This is a genomic window from Paenibacillus sp. M2, assembly GCF_046713495.1.
In the GTDB taxonomy this organism is placed as follows: domain Bacteria; phylum Bacillota; class Bacilli; order Paenibacillales; family Paenibacillaceae; genus Paenibacillus; species Paenibacillus amylolyticus_B.
On sequence record NZ_CP169648.1, the window covers coordinates 5,744,173 to 5,769,020 of the forward strand.

General features: G+C 46.7%; 23 protein-coding genes. 3 read left to right on the forward strand and 20 right to left on the reverse strand.

All coding sequences use genetic code 11. From position 1 onward, the window contains the following. Nucleotides 1-25: 25 nt before the first annotated feature. Both ACETMN_RS26320 and cymR read right to left on the reverse strand, forming a co-directional pair. Nucleotides 26-1,177: a cysteine desulfurase family protein gene (locus ACETMN_RS26320; RefSeq protein WP_091020437.1), complete on the reverse strand. Its 1,152-nt coding sequence runs from the start codon at nucleotides 1,175-1,177 to the stop codon at nucleotides 26-28. A gap of 172 nt (nucleotides 1,178-1,349) precedes the next feature. Continuing rightward, nucleotides 1,350-1,769 (reverse strand): cysteine metabolism transcriptional regulator CymR, encoded by a 420-nt coding sequence (gene cymR, locus ACETMN_RS26325; protein WP_017686811.1) that lies wholly within the window; start codon nucleotides 1,767-1,769, stop codon nucleotides 1,350-1,352. 321 nt (nucleotides 1,770-2,090) lie between these two features. On the opposite strand from cymR, the gene mnmA reads away from it, so the two are divergent. After that, nucleotides 2,091-3,215, forward strand: coding sequence for a tRNA 2-thiouridine(34) synthase MnmA (gene mnmA, locus ACETMN_RS26330; RefSeq protein ID WP_143786588.1), 1,125 nt, complete (start codon nucleotides 2,091-2,093; stop codon nucleotides 3,213-3,215). Nucleotides 3,216-3,346: 131 nt separating this feature from the next. Here the strand turns inward: mnmA and crcB are convergent, their stop codons facing one another. From crcB to ACETMN_RS26350, 4 genes are read right to left on the reverse strand one after another with little or no spacing between them, the layout of a single operon-like run. After that, entirely contained in the window at nucleotides 3,347-3,706 is a 360-nt protein-coding gene (gene crcB / locus ACETMN_RS26335; protein ID WP_091020438.1) for a fluoride efflux transporter CrcB, read from the reverse strand. After that, a complete protein-coding gene (locus tag ACETMN_RS26340) occupies nucleotides 3,703-4,104 on the reverse strand; it encodes a fluoride efflux transporter FluC (protein ID WP_091020440.1) in 402 nt (133 codons plus the stop codon). Before ACETMN_RS26340 ends, crcB begins: the two co-directional genes overlap by 4 nt. A 31-nt stretch (nucleotides 4,105-4,135) precedes the next feature. Beyond that, nucleotides 4,136-5,443: a replication-associated recombination protein A gene (locus ACETMN_RS26345; RefSeq protein WP_091020442.1), complete on the reverse strand. Its 1,308-nt coding sequence runs from the start codon at nucleotides 5,441-5,443 to the stop codon at nucleotides 4,136-4,138. A gap of 42 nt (nucleotides 5,444-5,485) precedes the next feature. Beyond that, nucleotides 5,486-6,376, reverse strand: coding sequence for a LysR family transcriptional regulator (locus tag ACETMN_RS26350; protein WP_091020443.1), 891 nt, complete (start codon nucleotides 6,374-6,376; stop codon nucleotides 5,486-5,488). Between the two features lie 136 nt (nucleotides 6,377-6,512). Between ACETMN_RS26350 and ACETMN_RS26355 the strand changes: the two genes are divergently transcribed. Together ACETMN_RS26355 and ACETMN_RS26360 are read left to right on the forward strand one after the other, a co-directional pair. Next, nucleotides 6,513-7,256, forward strand: coding sequence for an SDR family NAD(P)-dependent oxidoreductase (locus ACETMN_RS26355; RefSeq protein WP_411735348.1), 744 nt, complete (start codon nucleotides 6,513-6,515; stop codon nucleotides 7,254-7,256). Beyond that, the gene (locus tag ACETMN_RS26360) at nucleotides 7,253-8,155 is read left to right on the forward strand and encodes a DMT family transporter (RefSeq protein ID WP_091020447.1); all 903 of its coding nucleotides are present in this window, start codon (nucleotides 7,253-7,255) and stop codon (nucleotides 8,153-8,155) included. Before ACETMN_RS26355 ends, ACETMN_RS26360 begins: the two co-directional genes overlap by 4 nt. 126 nt (nucleotides 8,156-8,281) lie before the next feature. Here ACETMN_RS26360 and ACETMN_RS26365 read toward each other — a convergent pair whose 3' ends face one another. The 14 genes from ACETMN_RS26365 to dtd form a co-directional block, all read right to left on the reverse strand. Beyond that, nucleotides 8,282-10,462 carry a HelD family protein gene (locus ACETMN_RS26365; protein ID WP_091020448.1) on the reverse strand — a complete coding sequence of 727 codons (2,181 nt, stop codon included), beginning with the start codon at nucleotides 10,460-10,462 and terminating at the stop codon, nucleotides 8,282-8,284. Nucleotides 10,463-10,598: 136 nt separating this feature from the next. After that, on the reverse strand, nucleotides 10,599-10,769 hold the full coding sequence (locus ACETMN_RS26370; protein ID WP_179198679.1) for a hypothetical protein: 171 nt from the start codon (nucleotides 10,767-10,769) through the stop codon (nucleotides 10,599-10,601). A gap of 41 nt (nucleotides 10,770-10,810) precedes the next feature. Next, nucleotides 10,811-11,617, reverse strand: coding sequence for a DUF4097 family beta strand repeat-containing protein (locus ACETMN_RS26375; RefSeq protein WP_306299292.1), 807 nt, complete (start codon nucleotides 11,615-11,617; stop codon nucleotides 10,811-10,813). Between the two features lie 21 nt (nucleotides 11,618-11,638). After that, nucleotides 11,639-12,304 carry a TetR/AcrR family transcriptional regulator gene (locus ACETMN_RS26380; protein WP_091020452.1) on the reverse strand — a complete coding sequence of 222 codons (666 nt, stop codon included), beginning with the start codon at nucleotides 12,302-12,304 and terminating at the stop codon, nucleotides 11,639-11,641. A 147-nt stretch (nucleotides 12,305-12,451) separates the two neighbouring features. Then, complete coding sequence (locus tag ACETMN_RS26385; protein WP_411735349.1) at nucleotides 12,452-14,251, reverse strand: ABC transporter ATP-binding protein; 1,800 nt, start codon at nucleotides 14,249-14,251, stop codon at nucleotides 12,452-12,454. Between the two features lie 85 nt (nucleotides 14,252-14,336). Next, nucleotides 14,337-15,635 (reverse strand): NCS2 family permease, encoded by a 1,299-nt coding sequence (locus ACETMN_RS26390; RefSeq protein ID WP_091020455.1) that lies wholly within the window; start codon nucleotides 15,633-15,635, stop codon nucleotides 14,337-14,339. Between the two features lie 474 nt (nucleotides 15,636-16,109). Then, on the reverse strand, nucleotides 16,110-16,868 hold the full coding sequence (locus ACETMN_RS26395) for a ThiF family adenylyltransferase (RefSeq protein WP_091020457.1): 759 nt from the start codon (nucleotides 16,866-16,868) through the stop codon (nucleotides 16,110-16,112). A gap of 18 nt (nucleotides 16,869-16,886) precedes the next feature. Further along, nucleotides 16,887-18,665, reverse strand: a complete 1,779-nt coding sequence (aspS, locus tag ACETMN_RS26400) for an aspartate--tRNA ligase (RefSeq protein ID WP_036616911.1) — start codon at nucleotides 18,663-18,665, stop codon at nucleotides 16,887-16,889. 213 nt (nucleotides 18,666-18,878) lie between these two features. Further along, nucleotides 18,879-20,132 carry a histidine--tRNA ligase gene (gene hisS / locus ACETMN_RS26405; RefSeq protein WP_017686789.1) on the reverse strand — a complete coding sequence of 418 codons (1,254 nt, stop codon included), beginning with the start codon at nucleotides 20,130-20,132 and terminating at the stop codon, nucleotides 18,879-18,881. Between the two features lie 783 nt (nucleotides 20,133-20,915). Further along, nucleotides 20,916-22,184, reverse strand: coding sequence for an SEC-C metal-binding domain-containing protein (locus ACETMN_RS26410; RefSeq protein ID WP_411735350.1), 1,269 nt, complete (start codon nucleotides 22,182-22,184; stop codon nucleotides 20,916-20,918). Nucleotides 22,185-22,816: 632 nt separating this feature from the next. Further along, entirely contained in the window at nucleotides 22,817-23,263 is a 447-nt protein-coding gene (locus ACETMN_RS26415; protein ID WP_411735351.1) for a hypothetical protein, read from the reverse strand. A 104-nt stretch (nucleotides 23,264-23,367) separates the two neighbouring features. Beyond that, nucleotides 23,368-23,874, reverse strand: coding sequence for a type 1 glutamine amidotransferase domain-containing protein (locus ACETMN_RS26420; protein ID WP_091020462.1), 507 nt, complete (start codon nucleotides 23,872-23,874; stop codon nucleotides 23,368-23,370). Nucleotides 23,875-24,139: 265 nt separating this feature from the next. Next, the gene (locus ACETMN_RS26425) at nucleotides 24,140-24,307 is read right to left on the reverse strand and encodes a hypothetical protein (RefSeq protein ID WP_017686784.1); all 168 of its coding nucleotides are present in this window, start codon (nucleotides 24,305-24,307) and stop codon (nucleotides 24,140-24,142) included. A 76-nt stretch (nucleotides 24,308-24,383) separates the two neighbouring features. After that, on the reverse strand, nucleotides 24,384-24,845 hold the full coding sequence (dtd, locus tag ACETMN_RS26430; RefSeq protein ID WP_192133249.1) for a D-aminoacyl-tRNA deacylase: 462 nt from the start codon (nucleotides 24,843-24,845) through the stop codon (nucleotides 24,384-24,386). Nucleotides 24,846-24,848 lie beyond the last annotated feature (3 nt).

Genomic DNA, 24,848 nt, shown 5'->3' on the forward strand with positions numbered 1-24,848 from the left:
TTCTGTTCCATGTGTAAAGTTCCCCTTAGGGTCTATTACGCAGTCGTCCAAGAATGGTTCCAATTTTTTCGGCGGTTATCATGATTTCTTCCGTAGTATTACCCAATCCCCAGCTAAATCGAATCGCAGAGTGTAAAAATGTTTCAGGCAATTTCATCGCTTTGAGCACATGAGAGACTTCGAGTGAACCGGAAGTGCAGGCAGAACCGCTTGCAACAGCAATTCCTTCCATATCCAGATTCATTAACATCGTCTCTGTGGACACTTCCGGAAAGCTGATATTCAGGATGTTTGGCAGCGTATGCTCCAGGTGTCCATTCACATGAAAGTGCTCCGTCCCCACATGAATTTCAAGCTGTTTCAACAAAAGTTTACGCAATTCCAAATCATTCTGACGATGCGTATCCATTTGTGCTGATGCAATCTTGAGAGCCTCGGCAAATCCGGTAATACCTGCGATATTTTCCGTACCAGCGCGCCGCTGACGTTCTTGCAATCCCCCATGAGCTCTTGCTTCCAGCACAATTCCTCGCCGTACATAGAGTGCACCCACGCCCTGAGGCCCGTTGATTTTATGCGCAGAGAAGCTGATCAGATCCACAGGCAGTTCTTTACATGAAATATTCTGACTGCCCAGAGCCTGAACCGCATCGGTATGGAACAAAATATTATGCTTACGTGCCAGCTCCCCGATCTCACGTATCGGCTGAATAGTGCCCACTTCATTGTTGGCATACATCATGGTAATCAGCACCGTATCCGGCCGAATGGCCTCTTGTAACTCGTCCAGATTTATTCGTCCTTGATGATCCACAGATAGATAGGTTACTTCATAACCTTGCCGCTCCAATTCTTGACACGTATGCAAAACAGCATGGTGCTCAATGGCGGTCGTAATGACATGTTTCCCCTTATCCTGTCTTGTTGAGACGGCTCCGAAAATGGCCAGATTGTCGCTCTCTGTGCCACCTCCGGTAAATACCAATTCGTCCGGGAAACAACCCAAAGACGCCGCAATGACATCCCTTGCTCCGCTGACAGTCCGTTTGGCCTCACGCCCAAAGGCATGGATACTTGATGCATTGCCAAATTGTCCTGTCATGACGTTCATCATCGCTTCTGCGACTTGTGGATGCATAGGTGTCGATGCGGCGTGATCCAAATAAATTCGTTTCATTTATCTTCACCCCGTTATATGTTAAATTATCTTATTTTTCTGTTATGGAATATGTTTCGTAGCCTTATATGCTCACCAACCGCAAGCCATTGTAAAACAGATGTTATGGCATGGATAAAGCCCCCAAATGGGGGCTCAAGTAAGTTAGCATGTCATGCTAGCGCAGTGATTGTTAAATGTAGAACATGTAGCTATCTTTTTTGTCCTGATCCTGGAATGTAATCAGGTCTTTCAGTGTTGTGGAATCCAACACTTCCGCAATGCCGTCACGAATACGCAACCACAGATCACGTTTCGCCGGATCATCTTCCTCTGTGAAGTCTACTGGAGAGATTGGCCCTTCCAGTACACGGATTACATCGCCTGCAGTTACGGTTGCAGGATCACCCGCAAGGATATAACCGCCGTAAGCGCCTCTAATGCTCTTCACCAGTCCTGCATTCCGTAGTGGAGCGATCAGTTGCTCCAAGTAATGCTCCGAGAGCTGGTTGCGCTCAGCAATACTTTTAAGTGATGTAGGACCTTCGCCTATTCTGGCAGCAAGCTCCATCATGATTGTGAGGCCGTAACGGCCTTTTGTCGATATTTTCAAAGGAGTCACCTCTTTCAATTTTCAGAAACGATTGGAAACTTTATATTTAATCCTATGGTCCATGACCGTCTGTTTCACGATCTGTCCACAGCGGAGATGCATTGAGATTAGCATAAACCTTCTAATCCTCCGTATTCCGATCATAACCCTCAGCTAATGTTAACATATCTGCATGCTTTATGGAAAAGAAAGATTGACGATATTCCAAAATGTGCGTCTGTGGTGGACACTATCCAAAATTGGCCGGGTGTATCGTATCTTGAGTCCGGTTATGCTAGAATAAGAAACGAAACACATTTATATATAGAAATGGTGATAACGATGTCCAAAACAATTGAAAATACACGGGTCGTCGTTGGCATGTCCGGAGGTGTCGATTCTTCCGTTACCGCACTGCTGCTGAAAGAGCAAGGGTACGATGTCATCGGCATTTTCATGAAAAACTGGGATGACACTGACGAGTTCGGCCACTGTACCGCTGAAGAAGATTCAGAGGATGTACGCCGCGTATGTGAACAGATCGGCATTCCTTACTACACTGTCAACTTCGAGAAAGAGTATTTTGATAAAGTATTTACCTATTTCCTTGATGAATATAAGTCGGGTCGCACGCCAAATCCGGATGTCATGTGTAATCGTGAGATCAAATTTGGTGAATTCCTGAACAAAGCTCTGGATCTCGGCGCAGATTATGTAGCTACAGGACACTATGCTCGCCTGATTGAAGAAGATGGCACATTCAAGCTGCTGCGTGGTGTGGACAACAATAAGGATCAAACTTATTTCCTTAATGCACTCAATCAGAACCAGTTGTCCAAAGCCATGTTCCCGATTGGTCATCTGCCTAAACCGGAAGTACGCAAAATCGCAGAAGCGGCTGGTTTGTATACTGCCAAGAAAAAAGACAGCACAGGTGTCTGCTTCATCGGTGAGCGTAATTTCAAAGAGTTCCTGAGTAACTATCTACCTGCCAAAGGTGGAGACATGGTTGATATCGCGACCGGTGAAGTCAAAGGTCGTCATGACGGTCTGATGTACTACACACTTGGACAGCGCCAAGGTCTTGGCATTGGCGGTTCCGGCAATGGTGAGCCCTGGTTCGTTGCAGACAAGAATCTGGAGAAAAATCAACTGCTTGTTGTTCAGGGCGATGCCCATGCAAGCCTGTACTCCACTGGTCTAACCGCAACGGGTGTGAACTGGATTGCTGGCACAGAGCACATGCCTAATGTCCCCTACCGTTGTACTGCCAAATTCCGCTATCGTCAGCCGGATCAAGGTGTAACATTGACCTGGCAAGAAGATGGAAGTGTGGATGTACAATTTGACCAGCAACAAAAAGCCATTACGCCAGGACAAGCCGTTGTTTTCTACGACGGAGAGGTCTGCCTGGGTGGGGGTACGATCGATCAGGTGCAAAAAGTACCTGTACCCGCAATGCAATAATAGAGCTTGTCCATTAAAATGTGGATTATACACAATACCGTGTATCCCTATTAAAAAAGCCGTCTTTCATGTATACCATGAAGGATGGCTTTTTTCCTGCTTATTTTTGCAAAAAAATTAAAAATAGTTCGTTATGCAGTCAACCAGACTCCTGCCAAGCAGGCCAACACCCCAACTACAATCGAACTGACAACGTAGAGCGACGCGCTTGCGTATCGTTGTCGACCCATAAGTCCTAACGTCTCATAACCAAAGGTAGAGAACGTGGTGTACGCACCGCAAAATCCGGTTCCCCAGATCACCCAGATTCCATCTGAGATCATTGCAGATTCATGCCACCCGTATAACAACCCAAGCAGCAGTGAACCACTGATATTGATGATCCATGTTCCCCACGGAAAAGCCGCTCCCAGCAAGCCCGAGATCCATTTGCCCAGACTGAAACGCAGTACCGCACCCAGTACACCTGCAAAACCAATCCATAAGATCATGAGGCATCACCCTCTTGTCTTGGCGCTCTCAACATACGCTGTCCGATGCTCATTCCCAACGCACAAAGCATTAATCCTGCCAACAGACTTACGCTCATATAAAGGGCGGCATTGACCCACTCGCCCCCTTCGGATAAACGAACAATATCCAGTGTAAACGTGGAGAATGTTGTAAATGCTCCAGTAAAACCAGTACCAATGGCCAGTCGAAGTTGTGGTGTTATTTTGCCTGGAACAGCTATAGTAAAGAACCAACCCAAAAAAAGGCTGCCCATCGCATTGATTAACAGTACCGCCCAAGGGAATCCTCCATGGCCAATTGGTATCGCTAACTGTACGGCGTATCGGGTTAATGTACCGAGAAATCCACCCGCCCCTATATACAAAAGCTCTTTCATTGTGTGCATCTCCCGAGTGATCTGTCTCTTCTTACAATTCCCTGCGCCGCTGTTGGTTCAGCCTGATCTTCGATTCGTTACCCTGATCCGTTGCCTCATAGAATACTCTCCGTGAGAGCTGCTTTGGCAGATATTCCTGCTTCACATAATGCCCAGGGTAATTGTGCGGATATTGATAGCCCTCATGTCCAAGTTTTACAGCACCCGAGTAATGCGTATCTCGCAAGTGAAGCGGAACTTCTGCCGATTTCACTTCATCAATCGCGTTCATGGCTTTGGAAATGGCGGTGTACACCGCATTGGATTTTGGACTTTCGACCGCGAACAGAATCGCTTGTGCGATGTTCAGCTTGGCTTCGGGCCAGCCGTTATTTCGGTACGCATCAAGTGCTCCAATGGCCTGAGTCATAGCTTGCGGGTTCGCAAGTCCAATATCTTCACTGCTTGCTGCAATCAGACGCCGAATAAAGGTCATCGGGTCCATGCCGAGCTTCTCCACCGCGTATAGAAACCAAAACAGCGCCGCATCACTGGAACCCCGAATACTCTTGTGAAATGCAGATAACACATCATACTGTGTCGATTCATCCGCCTTCACAATCGGTCGTCGAATAGACTCTTCTGCTACACCAAGCGTAATATGAATGGACCCATCCTTTTCCGGTGGCGTCGTCAACGCAGCCAGTTCAAGTGCGTTAAGCGCACGCCGAATATCTCCGTTGGCCATCGTAGCAATATGTTCAAGCGCCTCATCGTCCGCCTGTAGTTCCATGAACCCCAGACCTTTGTCCGCATCGCTCAATGCTCTGCGCATTGCAATAAGGGAATGATCCTTGTTTAGCGATTCCAGCTGAAACAGAGTTGAACGACTCATCAAGGCTCCATTAACATAATGAAAGGGATTCTCTGTTGTTGCGCCGATAAAAATAATCGTGCCCTTCTCTACCGCTGGCAATAACGCATCCTGACGTGAACTGTTAAACCGATGTACCTCGTCGAGGAACAAAATGGTTTTGGTTCCATACAGCTGTTTATTCGTTTGCGCCTGTTCGATGACTTCACGCACATCCTTGACGGAAGCTTCCACTGCATTCAGACGTACGAACTGTCCTTGCGTTTGCTGGGAAATAATATGTGCCAAGGTTGTCTTGCCACATCCCGGAGGGCCATATAACAAGATGGACGAAATCTGATCGGCCTCAATGGCGCGCCGGAGTAATTTCCCTGGTCCAATAATATGTTCCTGTCCAATATATTCATCCAGATGCTCTGGCCGCAAGCGGTCCGCGAGCAATCTAGCTTGTGGTTTTGAGTCTTGTTGAAACGAAAATAAATCCATTGCTCATCACTTCCTTAACGGATTGCCTTGCCTTGATTACAATTACACTTCTGATGGTTCTCCACTCTCTATCATATCATACTCTCGCGGTAACATAGCCATAAATGCATGAAGTGCACTGCTGACAAAGGCATCCTTGCGAGTAATAAAATGAGTCATCATGCGATTCATACCTACGGGAAGCGTATGCGTGCGCAATAATCCATTTTTGATCTGATGCCTAATCACAATCTCTGGTAATAAGGAAATTCCCATGCCGGACGTAACTCCACTAATAATCGCTTCAAGGGTTCCAAATTCCATTATTACTGGGCGGGTAACACCACCCACCTCTAACCATTCCTCCAAAATCTGACGATAGGAACACCCTATGCTGTAGACAAGAATGGGTTTACTCTTAAGATCTTCATCCGTAGGACCCATGCCAGAATAGACAACAAATAGTTCCTCATCAAATACGGGAATAGAAACGATATCAGGATGATCACAGGGACAGCCTATAAATGCTCCCTCCAATTCATACCCAATAACCTGATCCATAAGCATCTGCGAATTGCCAGTAACCAGTGACAAGGAGACATCTGGATACTGTTTATAATATCTGACGAAAAGTTCAGGTAGTCGCACGGCCGCTGCGGTTTGTGTAGACCCTATTCGCATTGGACCCGATGGTGTGCTCGTCGCCCGAAGCGCCTTGGAAGCATCATTCAGCAAACCAATAATTTTATCTGCATAGGTCACCAACATTTCTCCGGCTGGAGATAACGTCATGCCTCGGTTATGACGAATGAACAACGTTGTACCTACTTCTGCTTCCAGATGCCGGATTCGTGCCGTTACGTTGGATTGCACATACCCCAGTTTAGAAGCAGCTTTGGTCAGATTCCCTTCCTGTGCAACACACTGAAATATTCTAAGATCCCCGCTCTCCATGGTCCCTCCACTCTGACATCATTCAAAATGATATCCGCTTCATTACCAATCATTATACTTCATGTGTAAACCGGACTACAATTCATGTAGATCCCAAACCAGTCATCTGACTGGATGATGATAAGGAGTGTTCAGCATGACATACTGGAAAAATGGAGTTGCTTTGATCACAGGTGCTGGAACAGGTATAGGCCGTGCTGTAAGTCTAATGCTGGCTGAGCGTGGAGCGTTGGTCGCCGTCAACTATTCCCGCTCACAAGATGCAGCAAGCGAGACTGTTCAACACATTTTGGGTACGGGAGGCCATGCATTCGCCGTTCAAGCTAATGTTGCCAATGATCTTGATGTCCGGCGGATGGTCACTACAGTTACTGAAACCTATGGCCCGATAACTGCACTTGTAAATAACGCCGGAATCACGCATCATATCCCCATGCACGATCTGGAGTCTGTTACAGATGACATCTGGAATGAGCTGGTTGATGTGAATGTAAAAGGCATGTTTCATTGCGTTCGTGCAGTGACGGAGGGCATGAGACAGGCTGGTGGTGGTTCCATCGTGAATCTGGGCAGCATTGCAGGCAGTACGGGTTCTGGCTCATCCCTTCCTTACGCCGTCTCCAAAGCGGCAGTTCACGGCCTGACCTTATCCCTTGCGCACGCACTCTCACCACACATTCGGGTGAATGCTATCGTCCCTGGCGCAGTTGCTACAAGGTGGTGGGCTGGAAACGAGGAGCGAATGCATCGTCTCGGTGGAGAAGTGTTATTACAGCATATTGCCTCACCTGAAGATATCGCACACATGATCTGTGCTGAGCTGGAACAGCAATCCATGACCGGGCAGCTAATTACTGTAGATAGCGGACAGACGTTATGAGCTCCAGTCATGATAAAGATACCCGGATCATCAAACCATTGAAATATACACTATTGATCATTTTAACAACGCTAATCATGGGTACTTCTTTTCCAGTCGGTAAAATCGGTATGTTATATGCTCCACCGTTCCTGCTCATGGGCATACGTTATATAATGGCAGGTGGCTTGATGGCCTTGTTCCTACGTAAACGTCCTTTACCTACCGAGTGGCAGTCTTGGTTGAAAATAATCCTCATTGGCCTGTTTCAATCCGCAGGAGTGATGGGCTGCGCCTACTACAGCATGAACTGGATTACATCCGGTGAATCCGCCATTATTACGTTTACCAATCCGCTACTGGTCATTATCCTCAGTGCTCTCTTATATAGAGTGACCTACCGTTTCAGTCAGTGGATCGGTGTTATACTCGGTTTCATCGGGATTATGTTAACCTTTGGATGGCAGATGAGCTTTAGTCCTGGAACCTGGATTGGATTTGGTGGTGCGATCTCCTTTGCAGTATCCACATTGCTCATCAAACGCTGGGGCGATGGCTACGATACTTTTGTTTTAACAGCCTATCAGATGCTCGCGGGAGGTGCTGCGCTTCTTCTATTGAGCGCATGGACTGAACAGCCTCACTTTATGGTCAATACCACCTCGGTTATGGCTCTGCTCTGGTTAACGTTTGTTTGCTCCATCATTCAGTTCTCACTCTGGTTTTATCTGCTTCAGAATAGTGACCCAGCCCAAACCAGTTCGTATCTGTTTCTAGCACCGTTTTTTGGTGTATTATCGAGTTGGATTTTACTAGGAGAACACGTTCAGTGGTTTGCATTGGCAGGCGGTTTATTCATTGGTGTTGGTATATTCCTGGTGAATCGTCGCTCGTCCAGAATGAGAAATAGCGTAACATAACCCTGAACTTCCACCGTCGTTCTTTCTCGGAAGCTTAAGCAATTCTTGCACAACAGCAGAAAAGGCATGCGCTTATGGGACACTTTCCCATGAACGTCATGCCTTTTCTTGTATAGCAAACTTTACTCACCCAAGCTCTGGCCAACCCTGAATGGTTACGGACTCGCCGTCGGGATTATGTGTTGCAGCCGCGTATTCTGGCAAATCATCCTCGTGGAACAACCACAATTCGTGCAGGGCCCTTGTACAACCAACGTACAACAGCTTCGCATCACCTGCATTCGGCAAATAATGCTTCTGGTCTACGTCTGCCACAATAACCGCATCAAACTCCAATCCTTTGGACAGATAGACAGGCAAAACGGAGTGCCCACCAGTGTACTGCTTTTTGCCACCATCGATCAGGTTCAGATCCCAGCCTGCGGCCTGTAGGTCACGGTGAAGTTCCTCTGCTTCATGCAGTGTACGGGTCAGGATGGAGACGGTTCGGTAGTCTTTGACGGTTAACACCTTCAAAGCCTGCTCCAGACTTGCCGTCCGCCCTTCGCCTCCATAAGCCAATGTCCGAACTGGATCACCACTACGGAAAACAGGTATCGCCGTAATCCCGCTCTTGACGCCACGTTCCAGAATCGTGTTTGCATAATCGATAATTTCCATCGTTGAACGATAACTTCGGGTCAATGCAAAGTATGCATTCTGTTCCTCAGGAAATAGAGAACTCATCTCTTCCCACGCATGAACACCACGGTACTCATGAATGCCTTGGGACAAGTCACCCAGTATGGTGAAGGAATGCCCTTTGACGAACTGATCCAATAACGCCACATGAAAAGGGGAAAAGTCCTGCGCTTCATCAATCACAATATGGTCAAACCGCTCCGAACCCTCAATATCATGGACCAATGTATGAATGTATACCAATGCAGGCAGATCCTCTTCACGGACGATATCCTGCTTCAGATCTGCTGCCGTTTGTTTCATGACCAGTTTTGGAATAAGTCCGCTGAGCGAGGATGGCACAGAGCCACCCTTTACAGCTTTGAACAGCTGTTTGTATAACGTAAGCGGCTCGTATTGAGGCCATTTTTTGGCATAGGCTTTCTCACGAGTAGACGCTTTTTTCTTGCGTTCTTTGCGCACAGCTTCTGGCATCGGTTTCTTAAGTTCCATCTCAATCCAGCGGTGAACCCGCGCCATGACCCGTTCTTTGCGTTTGGCCAGCGGATAATGTTTGTATTCCTGTCCGAACCAGTTCTCGATCTCCGTCTTGCTAAGCACCTTACCGTCCCATGGACTGAAGTCCATATCCGGTACGGAATCCGCTTCCATGCCTGACAGCCACTCTCGAATAAGCTCCATGAAACGGATCGATCCTTTGTAACGTCCAGGTACATCATCATTCAATTCAGGCCGTGCATCAGGTGTTTCGAACCAGGTGTTCAATGTATCCGACGTATTCGCCAAAGGCATTTCCAGCCCCAGCAGATTCATCGCCCAATCCGGGAATGTCCGCTGCTGAATATCCCCTACTCCGAGTTCCGGGAGTACATCCGAGATGTAATCCAGGAACATGTGGTTGGGTGCAAAAATAACCATTTTCTCCGCAGATACCTGCTCCTTGTACTGATATAGCAAAAAGGCAAGACGATGCAGGGCAACCGTTGTTTTCCCTGATCCGGCCACACCTTGAATGATTAATGCGGTATTTCGCGCCGCACGAATGATCAGATCCTGCTCCGCCTGAATCGTAGATACGATGTCACGGAGTTTGTTATCCTTGTTCTCTCCCAGACGATAAACGAGGAATTCATCCGATACCGCTGGCTGGTCACTGTCACGGTTATATGTATCCGCCACACGTTCCAATATCCGCTGCCGAATGACAACGTTCCGTTTCAGGTACACCAGACCTTCAATAAGCCCTTCTGGGGCTTCATACGTAGCGGAGGCTTCCCCTCCGGTAAATGAGTAAAACAGGCTCGCGACAGGAGCACGCCAATCGATGACGAGCGGATGCTCCCCCACCTCTTCGCGGTCTACGCCAATTTTGCCAATATACAGCGGTTTCCGTGCACCACTGCCCTGTTCTTCGAAATCCAAGCGTCCGAAATAGGGTTGCTGCGCGCTCTTGGACAAGGCGGTGCGGCGCTCTTCGCGTCCAGCTTCCAGCACTTGTTCTGTGAAGTCGTGGCCGGTATACACCGGAATGTTCTGCAGTCGTTCCAGCTGACTATCCACTTCCTCCATCGTTCGCTCTAACCTGTACTCTTCTTCTTGATAGGCACTTTGAAAGCTGTCTGACATGTTTCAGTTACCTCCTAAGAATATGTTTTGCTCTGTATCGCCTAGATCTGGAAATACAAAAGGATACTTACTATATCACATAGGGCAATTGAAAGCCACATCCGTTTTGTAGGCTTACTTTTGTAATATATGAGGCTCATCTGAATTGATAATTAATGATGGCACTGACAAGCGCACAACAACCAAACAAAATAAACCACCAGGCCCACTTGTTTCTGGCCTGCCTGCGCCTGCTGTTCAATACGCCGTAAATCCCAATTAGCAATACGATGGTGGAAAAACTAATTCCTACGATCCAACCAGCCATGATATCTGCCCCCATTGTTTTCAGTACACACGATTAGTCTCTTATTTCCTGTGTTTTAAATGAAAAGCTCCTCCTCGAATATCCACTTGGAATTCACTTTTTCCACTTTTGTGTATTAGATTATTGCTGTCCCCATGAAGAGGAGTCAATTCAAATTCACTTTTTAACGCTCCTGATCTTCTTTTAAGTAAAATTCGGAAACCTTCGTTATCTGGAATGGAAACCACTGCCTTTGCCCCTGTGGATACAAAACGCAATCTCTCTGGCATCTTGAGACAGTCCATATTTAATTTTCTGCCTGTTGTGATAATTTGCAAGTGGCGAAACTCCCCCGAAATGTCGATCTTGGCTGAACTGGATTGAAGATTAAGCTTATCTGCACTAAGGTGTTTTACTTTCACTACGGATGCCACTGCGCACAGTTCAAGCTCCTCCATCCTCCCTGATAGGTCTACACGACCTGAGGTGATCTTACATTGACAGCGAGTGGCCAGAAGCCGATTCAACCGGAGGTGTCCTCCTGTGGAGATCAGCGAAATACTGTTAAAAACCCGAGCTGGTACATGAATCTCCAATGTTGTTCTACCAATATTTATTCCAACGAGGCCTCTCCTTTGTCTCCCGTCCACAATGCTTAAGGAATCCCCTCGTATGTTAACTTGCATCAGCCTTCGCTTGGAAAACCACGCATCCACATATTGCATGACGTGTATCAGTTCATCCACACTTGGAAGAACTCTGATATCTCCTGACAACCAATTTAACTGTATATCATGAATGGGTTGATCAATGTCTATGCTCTTGCATATGGCAAGCTCACTACTTTTCAACATCTTTTCCCTCTCCATTTCAAACAATCAGGTGTATGTTTATTCCGCCTCCGCATAGCCTCCTGTGCTGGCATGCCGATTCGTAATTCGCTGAATGAGCTGTTCGCTAACGATATCTGCCCCCAAGAGCTTCATCATGTGTTGCAAAAACTTAAGCCTTTCCAATGTCTGCTCCTGATCTCTGCCAAATAGAAGAGGGTTGATCCAGATGTTGACAAGCAGCATGAAGATTTCAGCACACTCCAGCGGATATTCGACTGAAATGGACCCATCCTCCTTTCCCTGTTCCATAATGTCGGCAATAATTCGAGCATCCTTCAGAACACCCTTCCTGATTCCACCAAGTACAAACTGTGGATTCTTGATCTGAGTGCTAAGAACCTGATCTATTGAGTTAGACTGGATTCCAGGGTCAACAATAATATTTTCCAAAATACTGATGAGCTTCTGTCTAGCATTCGGAGCATGCGTGTTCTGGATGAGTTCCATAAACATGTCTTCTGCCCGCCCAAGCTCCTTCTCCATCACTGCACTAAGGATATCCTCCTTGGATTTGAAATGATGATATATTGCACCTTTGGACATACCTAATTCATCTATAATGTCTTGAATACTGGTCTTTTCATATCCCTTTTCGGTGAACATTTGAGTTGAGACTGTCAGAATCAGGTCCAGTGTCTGCTCAGGATATTTATTTCTGGCCATAAGTTCCTCCTTATACATACCAACGGTCGGTATCTATAATATAGAGTATGTTGGTCTTATTGTAAATATGAGGAATTTAAGAAAAGAAAAAAATCTCCGTTGAAATACCTCATGAGTATTTCAATGGAGATCCTGCATTAATGAGAATTACTCTTCGTTTTGTACTGTAGCTGCATTTCCTTCCTGTGCCACAAACTGTTTTTGAGCTAATTCACGGTATACCGGATGATTGCTAATTAATTCCGTATGAGTTCCTGTTCCGGTTACATGCCCATGCTCCAATACAACAATCTGATCGGAATCCACCACTGTGGACAATCGGTGCGCGATCACGATCGTGGTTCTGCCTTCCATCAGGTTGGACAAAGCCTGTTGTACTTCATACTCCGAGGTGCTGTCCAGACTGGATGTTGCTTCATCCAACATGAGAATATCCGGACTGCGCAGTAAGGCACGAGCAATAGCAATCCGCTGACGTTGGCCTCCGGATAGCTTAATTCCTCTCTCGCCCACTTCCGTGTCATAACCCTGTGGCAGCTTGTCGATAAAATCGGCAGAATAGGCCATATCAGCAGCTCGCCGGATCTCATCCATTGTGGCCTCACGACCTAATCCGTACGTGATGTTGTCTTTAATCGTACCCGCCATAAGTGGACTTTCCTGAGACACATACCCAATCTTGCTACGCCAGGAGGATAAGGAATACTCCGTTATGGCTTGTCCCCCATACGAAATGTGGCCTGAATCGGGCATATAAAACTGCTCCATCAAGGAGAACAGTGTTGATTTGCCACTACCGCTTGGGCCGACAATCGCTGTCACTTTTTGTGTAGGTACCGTCAGATTGATTCCGTGCAGCACTTCCTCACCTGTGACATAGGAAAAGTGTACATCATGGAATGCAATCGTCTCATTTCCTTTTGGAGCTACCTTGGTGCTGTGATGTGGCTCTTCCTCATCGGCAAGGATCGCTTGTATGCGCTCTGTTGCACCTACAACTTTCTGTAAACGGGAGTATAACGTCGTGAATTGTCCCATTGGCATAATGACCTGGAACAACAGCAATATGAACGCGACCAGTTCACCCGGTGACAGCATGCCAGACGCTACGCGCATTCCCCCCACACCCAGAATAACGACCAACACGGCAGTCATGACAAATGTAAACAAGGGACCGATGAGAGCAAGGATACGTGCTTCCTGCAAACCAAAAGCGAACATTTTACGAATCCGGGAATCCCCTGCTTCCACTTCCTGTTTCTCCGTGCCGTAGGCTTTGACCAAGCGAATCTCGCCAATAACCTGACTGAGCACGGACGTAAGACCTGCCATCTCGTCCTGCTGCTTCTTGGAGATCTTGTACATTTTCTTCCCGACCGGCAACAGAATCAACAGCGTAAGTGGCACCAGACTCAGAATAATGAGCGACATCACCCAATCCAAGTAAAATAGTAATGCCACGCCACCCACAACAGCAACGATGTTGGATACAAAAGACACCAGATAATCTGCGATCAACGTCATGATCTGGCTTGTATCATTGGTAATCCGGCTCATCGTATCGCCTGTCCGATTTCGGTCGAAATACGGCATTCTCAGCGACAAGACCTTGTTCCACAGCTTAGTGCGTAGCGTTGCGACCACGCGTTGTCCTGCGTAATTTAACATATAAATGCTAATACCTGAGGCAATCGCCTGAATCACAAATGCCCCAAGCAATAACAAAATCACAGATTTGTTCAATGCCGAAGTGGTAAGTCCATCAATCAGACCTTTGGTCATCAATGGCACGATCAGTCCGGCTGTTGTTTGAATCAGGGTTAAGATGAGGGCAAGAATCAAAATCAATTTTGGCGGATTCGTGGAAGCGATAAGCTTGACGAAATCCTTAAATCCCTTTTTTCCTACCTTCGGTTCATTCTGCCCTGTTTGTTGCTGCTCTTCCATTTCCGTTCCTCCCGTTCTCCATCTGCTCACCAGAGATCATACGTACGAATTTACATGACGTTGCCTTTTGTTGTTTAACACAGCTTTACAAGATACCATGTAACACAAAATTGGCTAAAAAGAGGATGGAAATGCCATACATGACCACAGGTACCTGTTTACCTTGACCTGCTGCCAGCTTCGCTAATGGATAGGCAATAAATCCAAACGCCATACCGTCCACGATGCTATATGTAAATGGAATCATGACCATGATCAGAAATGCTGGGAATGCCTCTGTAAAGTCACCAAAATCCATATCTTTCACACCTTGCACCATCAGGCCACCAATAATGATCAAGATGGGTGCAATTGCACTGTCCGGAATGTAACCAAGCAACGGGATGAAGAAAAAAGTAGCCCCGAATAACACGGCTGTAACGAGTGGAGTCAAACCTGTGCGACCGCCTGCCGCAATTCCGGCTGTAGTCTCGGCTGCAGCAACTGGAGGACTACTTCCGAATACGCCTGCCAATACGGTACTAATGGATAGTGCGCGCAGACTTCCTTTGAACCGCTCTGGACGACCAATCATCTGTGTCTGAGCGGTAATTAATCCTATATTTTCGAATACCACAATTAGCAGTAGCAAAAATACCGCGATCCAGAACGCGACATCAGCCAGCTTCATTAGAGACAATTCGCCAAACAATCCACCGTATTGACGCAGCGCATCCATCGCTGATACGGATTCACCCGGGTTCACTGCTCCAAGTACATAGGCAAGGCCTGTCCCGACCAGAATACTGATGAGAAGTCCACCCTGTACGTTACGTATAAATAAAATCAAGGCAATCACCAGCGTAACGCAGGCTGTAATGACATTCGGATCATTGAAATGCCCAATCGCGACAAATGTGGTCTGGTGCGCGATAACGATTCCACTTTTTTGCAAACCGATAAATGTCAGAAACAAACCAATCCCGACCGTAATGCCATGCTGCAGATTTTTCGGGATCGCTTCGCTGATCATTTTGTATAGTGACGTAAACGCAACAATGGCAAACAGTATACCTGTAACGGTTACAACTGCCAGCGCTTCTTGCCAGCTTAATTTCATGGAATGTACAAGTGTATACGTGAAAAATGCATTAATCCCCATTCCGGGTACCACGATAATCGGTGATTTTCCGCCAAATGCCATGAGCAAACAGCCTGCAATGGACGTCAGCAGGGTTCCAACCATAGCTGCCTGCAAAGGCATCCCGGCATCGGAAAGAATTGTAGCATTGACCATAACGATATAGACCACGGCAAAATAGGATATGGCTCCCGCCACAACTTCCTTTTTCCACTGGTCTCCTGGCTCCATGCCAAGACGTCTGGTCATCCATCCGTGTTTCATTTCGTTCTATTCCCCTCTCTATATAAATTCAACTAAAAAATGTTTACACTTGCCACTCCGATGACAGAATAATCTTCCGATCGCTGTTATCCCCAGATTTTTTTAGCATTTCCTTCTCCAGTGGGAAAATCCGGTGATAGCGTATGCTTCCGATGTAGCTTTCTTTCCGAAAGCTTTTAGGCGAACGCTTCGCTTCTCCAGCTTTTTTCTGTCCTCTCCGTTCTTGTGTAAAAAGTTAAGTTGAACCTATATGCCGCAAATTCGTTTATGTATGTATCATCATTTCGCGCAGCAGTGAATATCATACACGGTTTTGACTTTGAAGTACATGACGTAACTCTGACATTTATCTAGGAATACAGTTCGGCTATCATAGACGATTGACGTCCCATCCGCTCCGTATTGCGAAGTATAACCTACACAAAAAAGCGTGGATGCCTTATCGGCATCCACGCTTCTTCCGTTGGCAGCAAGTTACTGCTGCTTGTTCTCTGCAATTTCTAACAAATCCTTAATCGCAACACTGACCATAATCAGTCCGGCTACCGGAGGCACAAATGAGTTACTCGCAGGTGGCTGTTTAGCCTTACGAATTTCCGGAGCATTCTCGGGAACGATTTTCTGTGTTACGTCCTCACGCGGTTTCATCGGCTTTTCAGTCGAGAAAACCACTTTCACACCTTTTTTAATGCCATCTTTACGAAGTGTAGTCCGCACAACACGGGCAATCGGGTCCATGGTCGTTTTCGAAATATCCGCAACCTGGAATTTCGTTGGATCCATTTTATTCGCCGCACCCATGCTGGAAATCATCGGAATTTTACGTTTCAGGCACTCTTTAATGAGATGGATTTTGTAGATAATCGTGTCGGATGCATCCAGCACATAATCCAGTTCATATTTGAACAGTTCCTCATACGTTTCTTCCGTGTAAAACATATTCAATGCAATGGCATCACATTCCGGATTGATCAGTTTCACACGTTCCACCATCAGGTCCGCTTTTTTCTGTCCCACTGTCGTGGTCAGCGCATGAATCTGGCGGTTGATGTTGGTGATGTCCACGACGTCTTTGTCAATCAGGATGATGCGTCCCACACCACTACGGGCAAGAGCTTCTACAGCAATACCACCTACGCCGCCAATACCGAGCACAGCGACTGTACTATTTTTCAATGCGTCCAGACCTTCAGGTCCGATCGCAAGTTCTGTTCTTGAAAATTGATGGAGCATTGAGAATCGATGCCTCCTTTATTTCTTTTCCGCTACCGGTTTACGGGCTACACGGATATGAAGTTGTTCCAATTGCGAGTCATCCACTTCGGAAGGTGCATTCATCAGCAGATCCGTTGCACTTGCCGTTTTCGGGAAGGCAATCGTTTCACGCAGATTTGTGCGGCCCGCCAGCAACATCACCAAACGGTCAAGACCAAAAGCAATTCCGCCATGTGGTGGTGTTCCATATTCAAATGCTTCCAGCAGGTAGCCGAATTTCTCATTCGCTACTTCTGTAGAGAGTCCCAGGGCAGCAAACATTTTCTCCTGAACGTCACGTTTGTAGATACGCATCGAACCGCCACCTACTTCATAGCCATTGAGAACAAGGTCATAGGCTTGGGCACGAATAGCACCCGGATCTGTGTCGAACAGATGTACATCTTCGTCTTTTGGACGTGTGAACGGATGGTGTTCTGCCACATAACGTTTTGCATCTTCATCATATCCGAGGAGTGGGAAGTCCACAACCCAAGCGAATTTGAATTTGCTGTCATCGATCAGTCCGAGTTGACGGCCGATTTTCAGACGCAATGCACCCAGCACGTCAGCAACCACTTTTTTCGTGTCAGCAGAGAAGAGCAACAAGTCGCCATCCTCAGCACCTGTGCGTTCTTTGACAGCTTCGATTTCTTCAGGCGTGAAGAACTTCACGATTGGCCCTTTGAACTCGCCGTCTTTTACTTGAATCCAAGCCAGACCTTTCGCACCGTAACGTGCAGCAAATGGTCCGAGATCATCGATCTCTTTACGGCTCCATGTCCCACACCCTTTAGCGTTCAGCACTTTCACTTCTCCACCTTTTTCGATGACGGAAGCAAACACTTTCACACCACTGTTGGCTACAATATCGTTCATTTCAACCAGTTCCATACCGAAGCGCAGATCTGGTTTGTCTGAACCATATTTACCCATTGCATCTGCATACGTAATCCGTTGGAAAGGCAGTTCCAGCTCAATACCTTTCGTTTCACGCAGCAATTTGGCCATCAGTTCTTCCATCATTGGCAGCAGGTCATCCTGTTGCAGGAAAGAAGTCTCGATGTCGACTTGAGTGAATTCTGGTTGACGGTCTGCACGCAGATCCTCATCCCGGAAACAACGAGCGATCTGATAATAACGCTCAACGCCACCGACCATCAGCAATTGTTTGTAGATTTGTGGGGATTGTGGCAAGGCGAAGAATTCACCTTCATGCACACGGCTCGGTACGAGATAATCACGCGCACCTTCCGGGGAACTCTTGGTCAGGATTGGTGTTTCCACTTCAACGAACTCTTCTCCATCCAGGTAGTCACGGAACACTTTGGATGCTTTGGAACGCAGTTTCAATGTTTCGAACATTTCCGGACGACGCAGGTCCAGGTAACGATATTTCAAACGAAGGGATTCATCAACTTCAACACCATCTTCAATGAAGAATGGAGGTGTTTTGGCTGCATTGAGCACTTCGATTTCTGTGATTTGAACTTCAATTTCGCCAGTAGGCAGGTTTTTGTTAACTGTTTCTGCATCACGTTTAACAACTTTACCCGTTACTGCGATAACATACTCGCTACGTACGCGATCTGCGATTTGCAAAGCTTCACCGGAATAAGCCGGGTTAAAGACAACTTGTACAATTCCGCTACGATCACGCAGATCGATGAAAAGTACGCCCCCCAAGTCACGGCGGGTTTGAACCCAACCGTTCAATGTTACTGTTTCACCGATGTGTGCGGGTGTTAATGCGCCGCAATGATGACTTCTTTTCATAACCAAACTCCTCATTATGTGAATTTCCGTTCTGTATGGGCAATTATTACCTGCTCTTCAACAGTCCGGTTACGTGTAGACCATGTATTCAAAAAGGCATGTTACCTCTGGCCCGCCAACTTCCGCTTAATTGGAATCGTCGGTGAACCTCAGTAATTTTGCCGGATCAATTGTTTAACTTGAATGTTTAAGACTTAATGTAACACTTCGTGCTTATTTACCTTCGCGAATTGCCGCTACCAGATCATCAAGCTTCACGGTTTGTTGCTCACCCGTATCCATCGACTTGAGGGCGATCTCACCACGCTCTAGCTCGTCATCACCAAGGATGGCGGTATAGCGGGATTTGAAACGGTCAGCTGACTTCATCTGTGCTTTCATCTTGCGACCCAGATAATCACGTTCACCAGACAGTCCAGACTGGCGAAGTTTGAACAACAGTCGGTTCACTTCACGATCAGCGGCCTCTCCCAGAGCAACAAAGTACACATCCAGTGGAGCGAGCGTAGTCACCTCAATGTTTTGGTGCTCCAGAATCAGTTGAATACGCTCCAAACCAATACCGAAGCCGATGCCCGGCTGATCAGGTCCGCCGATATCTCCAACGAGACCATTGTACCGGCCACCGCCGCCAACCGTATCAATTGCTCCAATCCCTTGGGCTTTTAATTCAAACGCAGTCAGCGTGTAATAATCCAAGCCCCGTACCAGACGATTGTTCACAGCATAATCTACTCCGAAATCATCCAGGTATGCCTGTAGCTTGGCAAAGTGATTCAAAGACTCTTCATCCAGGCTATCCAATATGGACGGTGCCCCTACGAATTTGTCCTGATCGACTTTACAGTCGAGTACACGCAGCGGATTACGCTCCATGCGGGACTGACAGTCCTTGCACAGGCTGTCTTTCATCGGTCTGAGGAACCCAAGTAATGTCTCGCGGTATTCTGCACGGCTAGTCGAGTTACCAACGGAGTTGATCTCCACTTTAACATCCTTCAAGCCGAGCTCAACACACAACTGGTAGCCCAGTGCGATGACTTCGGCATCAATCGCCGGGTCCAGTGCACCGATGGCTTCTACACCAAACTGGTGGAACTGACGCTGACGGCCTGCCTGCGGACGCTCATACCGGAACATCGGACCGATGTAATACAACTTGCTCACATCCGGTTCGCCGTAGATTTTATTCTCTACATACGCACGGACAACACCGGCTGTTCCCTCTGGACGAAGAGTCATGCTGCGATTGCCTTTGTCATCAAAGGTATACATTTCTTTCTCAACGATATCGGTAGTCTCTCCTACACCGCGTACAAATAAAGAAGTCTGTTCGAAGATCGGTGTACGAATCTCACGGTAATTAAACCGTCGACACAGATCTCGTGCTTTTTCTTCTACGTACTGCCATTTCTCGACAACTCCAGGCAGTAAGTCCTGCGTTCCAGTCGGTTTTTGAAAAGCCATCTTGATCCCTCCAGCATTGATTTTTTTCTCTACAGTTAAAAATTCTACACGTGATCACTGCGCTGGCAGATCAACCTTACAATCGCTGTTATCCCCAGATTTTTTAAATTTTCATTCTAAATGTGTAAATCCGGTGATAAAGGCGAACGCTTCGCTTTTACAGTTTTTTTCTGCCCTCTCCGTTTTCGTGTATTTCTTTTAAATCAACTAATATAACAAAAAAATCCCTCGCCCTGTCGCTGTATATACAGCAAACAAAGGGACGAGAGATTGTGTAATATACATTCACCCGTGGTACCACCCACATTCCGGAAACCTGACACTTTAGCCGTTCAGGTGATCTCTGGTGATTCAGGGTTGCCTAAGGCATTCTGATCAAGCAGATATTCCGCTCTACGTGTAACGCACGTCCTGCGCAGGCCGGCTACTGGTCAACAGATCATGTCTGTTATGTTCGCCGTCTGTTCTCGGGGAAGTCATTCGTCCGCTCATCAAGAGAATCCTTACAGCCTTGGGATTCCTCTCTGGTCATGTGGGTACGGAGTACTTGGTCCCGTCATCAAATCAGTAATATAGTTCAAAAATCGACTTGTATTGACTGTAGTCAACGTATTATTTTCTGATTGTAATGAACCGCAGTGCTAAAGTCAAGGGTTAACACGAAAAGATAGCTCTAAAAAATTTTACTCACACGCAGCATGGTATGAGGAGTCCACAGAAAATATGGCTAGTAGAAGCTGGATTCATCATATGAATTCCAACTTCTATTCGCTTCTTATTCCTCTATTGTTGCAGCATCCACTTCAACAGATCCGGCGCGCTCGCCCATAAACGGGAATGCATAATGACATATTCAATCGCTTCGTCGGAGTCGCCCATCCCGACAAAATCAGGGAGGTTATGCGGCAACCGCTTCAAACCCAACAGGTAATCAGGCACATGTTTGTTCACACCCCGCGCCACACGGTACAGCATTTTGAGCTGGGAGGTGATTCCGTTTTTCTTATACTCCAGAATAATCTTGTCATAGGCAAAGGCCGCTGCGGCGTCACCTCTTCCATACTCCTCCAGCAATTGCTCTGCCTGATCCAATTGATTACTGTACAAATACACAGCAACGAGCAAGTAACGTGCTCCGGTATTGTCTTCCGTATTAAGCTCTAGAATATGCTCCAGGACTTGTGCTGCTTCTTTCGTATCTCCGCCAAACCAGCAGGATTCGGCATAACTTTTGCATATCCGGATATAGGGACGAGTCTCATGAAGCCCCCAGAAGTCCCCTTTGTTCTCCTCAAAGAACAGTTCGCCCAGTTCACGTTTGCCAGCAGCGATTCCTTCCTTGAGGTAAGATCGTGCATCTTGCTCATCGTCCGATTCCTCAGCTAGAATGAGATACGCATCAGAACTGTCAGGATACATCTCCAGCGCTGTTTCCGCCATATGTACTCTCCGTTTGGAAGAGCTCGATTCCCTTGCCTTAGACAGCAGAGCCTGTGCTTTGTCTTTCGATGTGCCTGGACCGTTCAGCATCAATAGCTCGTCCGTTTCCCCGCCCATGCCGTATTCTTCGATGTAACTACTCATCTCCTTAACCTTCCGGGAGATCGTGCCTGTCGTTACCTCATATTTATCAGCCAGCTCAGCCTTTGAGACATTGAAGCCGTATTCCTCGGACAGCAAATACTCAATTGCAGCAGAGAACGAGCCTGTCTTCTTCACAGTAGGACGGGTCTGACGGGAGTAGCCGTTCCATAACACCAGAGCTTCCAAAATCACCTCTGGCTCGTATTGTTTCCTCATGTTCTCAATAGTCTGCAGGGCCAGCTGTTCGTGAGCCGGATGCTCCCATTTCAAATCGCTTGCCACCATCTTTTTCAGCTTGGTCAAGGTCAGTTTGCTCTCAGGCTGAATAGAAGCTTCCCGAACCGGTTGCTCCGTTGATATTATCCCCAGTATGGATTCTACTGCAGAGGACTCCTTGTTGAGACAACATTTCTTATATTTTTTCCCACTACCGCATGGGCATAAATCATTTCTTCCAACCTTACTCAAAACTAATTCCCCCTTAAATCTGTCTCTAGCCATTCGCATGAGAACTCTGTTGCTTTAGCATTGTAGGTGTCATTTCTCTAACGAGGCATTCTATATAACTTTCAAATTCCATCGATCAAGCAGAAACGGCTGCCCCGTACTTATATAAAAAAGGTGGGGCCGTTTCAGCGAGTATGTGTTCATCTGGAATATGACGGATCACTCTGGCGATGAGTTCCTCATACTCACTGTCATAGGATTGGATTCGCCTGAACCCAATCGCTGGAGCTAAATTTACCGTCCAATGTAACCCAACTATGAAAACAATTCGCTGTAGAATATATAAACCCATCTCTCTATTCTAGCAAAAATTGAATAAAGGGGTAAGCTCTGCCCAAAACATACACATTCTCAGCTCAAAAAAAAATAGCCTGCACACGGTGTGCAGGCTCAAAGGATATATAAAAAAAGGGGGTCATGTGTGTTATTATAAGCCCACTATGTTAAAGGCTTATGTATCTAATATTACAGTAATATTACAAAAATGATAGCGCTTTATAAATTAACTTTTTAATATCCTCCTGATTAAAAAGCCCTTGCACATCACTCGACTGTGTGGTCGAGCAGTGCAAGGGCCATGAAGTATCTACACGTTAATTCAAATCTTCCACATAGGCATGGTTGGAACGAAGCTTATGAACAATCTCGTCATAATCCTCATCCCTTACTTTGGCAGACAGAACATAATGCAGATCATCATAATCGGCCGAAGAAACATCCGCCGCTTGCAGCAGGTCTCCATCCTCATTCACTCTGTCACGAGTATCCAGTTCTGCATCACGGTCCACATTGGCTACCACAGGGATCACATTTTCGCTGGCTGGAACACCAGGGGCTGCACCTACACCCATTGCTCCGTTGGTACCTACGCCACCTGCTGTATTATAAGGCACCAGTGGCACCATAACACGCGTGTCTCTACCTATCGCACTATCAAGTTGACCTACTTCCAAATGCTCTGTACGGAACGTCTGAAGTGAAGTTCTTGCTCCCTCTGCCTCGTCCTCGGTTCGAAAATACGCCTGAATATGTTTTGTCATGTCAAACCCTCCTTTTTCGGAATGAAATGCAACGTGAAGTTTGTAAACGTCACGATGTAACGTAGTTAAGATACATCAATATATGTCAGTTTCACTAGCTGAAGTTATATTACTTTTAGCAGTTCACGTACAAACGCTGGCTCATCTTCAGGTGTTCGGGATGTAATATAGTTTCCATCCACAACGGCCTCATGATCCTTGAACTCTGCTCCTGCGTTTACCATGTCATCCTTAAGTGGTGGATAGGATGTAATGGTGCGGCCTTTCAACAGACCGGCACTAGCCAAAATTTGCGGGCCATGACATATCGCTGCGATTGGTTTCTTCGCACTGTTGATCTCAGTGACAAACTTCAAGATGTGCGCATCAGATCGCAAATTCTCAGGGGATGATCCACCAGGAATCACGACTGCATCATACTCTGAAGCGGATGCGTCAGCAATCGCCTTATCTGTCGTATAGGAGGCCTTTCCTCCTTTACCTTTAAGGGTCTCACCGGCTTTTAATCCGATAATCTCCACTTCGTGTCCAGCTTTTTTTACTTCGTCATACGGAACCTGCATCTCCGAATCTTCAAAGTCATTCGCCAATAAAAAAGCAACTTTACTCATAATGTATGTTCTCCTTTCCGTGTTCGAACTTTCTTTATGAATCGGGCCTTGCAGTACAATGGCACTTCGTTGTGCCTCGTTTTGTTATTACCCTCACCAGAGCAATTTATAACAATTCAATGTAATTTCATTTTGTAACGAAGTCATCAAACGAACATTTAAAAAGATCATCTCATGACAAAAAGTCCTGATTCGGTAAGGAATCAGGACTTTTTCAGAATCTGTATGATCCAAATATCGGATAATTATATACCTGTGTAAACATTCAAGATCGCGGAAGATGACTCTGCTTCCCTTTGTCCGAATCCTGAAGTGCCCAGATCGTTGCAACATACTCAGCAGCCGAACGGGCAAGGTGCAATGATTCATACAGGTTGCCAGGGAGTAACAGAGGTTCTGAACGGGTACGTGTTTCTTTCGCAGATTGGCGCATAATTGGATGGATGCTCCTTTGATCATGAAATAGTCATCAACGAATTATCCCTCATTATGGCCTGAACCCTATGAAATTATGCACGTAGTTCCTGACGAACCGGACTTTCAAGCATCAAAGTCACGGGTCCCCAGTTGGTAAATGTTACATCCATCATCGCTCCGAAACGCCCGGTTTCCACCTGAATACCTTTATCCCGTAGCAGTTGATTAAACGTTTCATATAACAGTTCTGCCGCTTCAGGTCGGGCCGCAGCCGCAAAGCTCGGGCGCTTTCCTTTGCGACAATCTCCGTACAGGGTAAACTGGGAAACAGACAATACAGCACCGCCTACATCAAGCAGGCTGAGATTCATCTTCTCCTGATCATCCTCAAATATCCGCAACCCACTAACTTTGTCAGCCAGATACTGGGCATCCTTCCCGGTGTCCTCATGGGTAATGCCTACGAGCAGCATTAATCCGGATTCGATCTTACCTGTCAGCTCGTCTCCCACAGTCACCTGAGCCTCTTTACAGCGTTGTACAAGCACCCTCATCTT

Coding starts and splice junctions, on each gene's coding strand:
- ACETMN_RS26385 (WP_411735349.1), bottom strand. CDS start 14,251: ATGGAAGAGCAGCAACAAACAGGGCAGAATGAACCGAAGGTAGGAAAA.
- ACETMN_RS26320 (WP_091020437.1), bottom strand. CDS start 1,177: ATGAAACGAATTTATTTGGATCACGCCGCATCGACACCTATGCATCCA.
- ACETMN_RS26355 (WP_411735348.1), top strand. CDS start 6,513: ATGACATACTGGAAAAATGGAGTTGCTTTGATCACAGGTGCTGGAACA.
- ACETMN_RS26370 (WP_179198679.1), bottom strand. CDS start 10,769: ATGGCTGGTTGGATCGTAGGAATTAGTTTTTCCACCATCGTATTGCTA.
- ACETMN_RS26390 (WP_091020455.1), bottom strand. CDS start 15,635: ATGAAACACGGATGGATGACCAGACGTCTTGGCATGGAGCCAGGAGAC.
- ACETMN_RS26375 (WP_306299292.1), bottom strand. CDS start 11,617: ATGGAGAGGGAAAAGATGTTGAAAAGTAGTGAGCTTGCCATATGCAAG.
- aspS (WP_036616911.1), bottom strand. CDS start 18,665: ATGAAAAGAAGTCATCATTGCGGCGCATTAACACCCGCACACATCGGT.
- ACETMN_RS26365 (WP_091020448.1), bottom strand. CDS start 10,462: ATGTCAGACAGCTTTCAAAGTGCCTATCAAGAAGAAGAGTACAGGTTA.
- crcB (WP_091020438.1), bottom strand. CDS start 3,706: ATGATCTTATGGATTGGTTTTGCAGGTGTACTGGGTGCGGTACTGCGT.
- ACETMN_RS26415 (WP_411735351.1), bottom strand. CDS start 23,263: ATGACAAAACATATTCAGGCGTATTTTCGAACCGAGGACGAGGCAGAG.
- ACETMN_RS26425 (WP_017686784.1), bottom strand. CDS start 24,307: ATGCGCCAATCTGCGAAAGAAACACGTACCCGTTCAGAACCTCTGTTA.
- dtd (WP_192133249.1), bottom strand. CDS start 24,845: ATGAGGGTGCTTGTACAACGCTGTAAAGAGGCTCAGGTGACTGTGGGA.
- ACETMN_RS26360 (WP_091020447.1), top strand. CDS start 7,253: ATGAGCTCCAGTCATGATAAAGATACCCGGATCATCAAACCATTGAAA.
- mnmA (WP_143786588.1), top strand. CDS start 2,091: ATGTCCAAAACAATTGAAAATACACGGGTCGTCGTTGGCATGTCCGGA.
- ACETMN_RS26420 (WP_091020462.1), bottom strand. CDS start 23,874: ATGAGTAAAGTTGCTTTTTTATTGGCGAATGACTTTGAAGATTCGGAG.
- hisS (WP_017686789.1), bottom strand. CDS start 20,132: ATGGCTTTTCAAAAACCGACTGGAACGCAGGACTTACTGCCTGGAGTT.
- ACETMN_RS26345 (WP_091020442.1), bottom strand. CDS start 5,443: ATGGATTTATTTTCGTTTCAACAAGACTCAAAACCACAAGCTAGATTG.
- ACETMN_RS26395 (WP_091020457.1), bottom strand. CDS start 16,868: ATGCTCCATCAATTTTCAAGAACAGAACTTGCGATCGGACCTGAAGGT.
- ACETMN_RS26350 (WP_091020443.1), bottom strand. CDS start 6,376: ATGGAGAGCGGGGATCTTAGAATATTTCAGTGTGTTGCACAGGAAGGG.
- ACETMN_RS26380 (WP_091020452.1), bottom strand. CDS start 12,304: ATGGCCAGAAATAAATATCCTGAGCAGACACTGGACCTGATTCTGACA.
- ACETMN_RS26340 (WP_091020440.1), bottom strand. CDS start 4,104: ATGAAAGAGCTTTTGTATATAGGGGCGGGTGGATTTCTCGGTACATTA.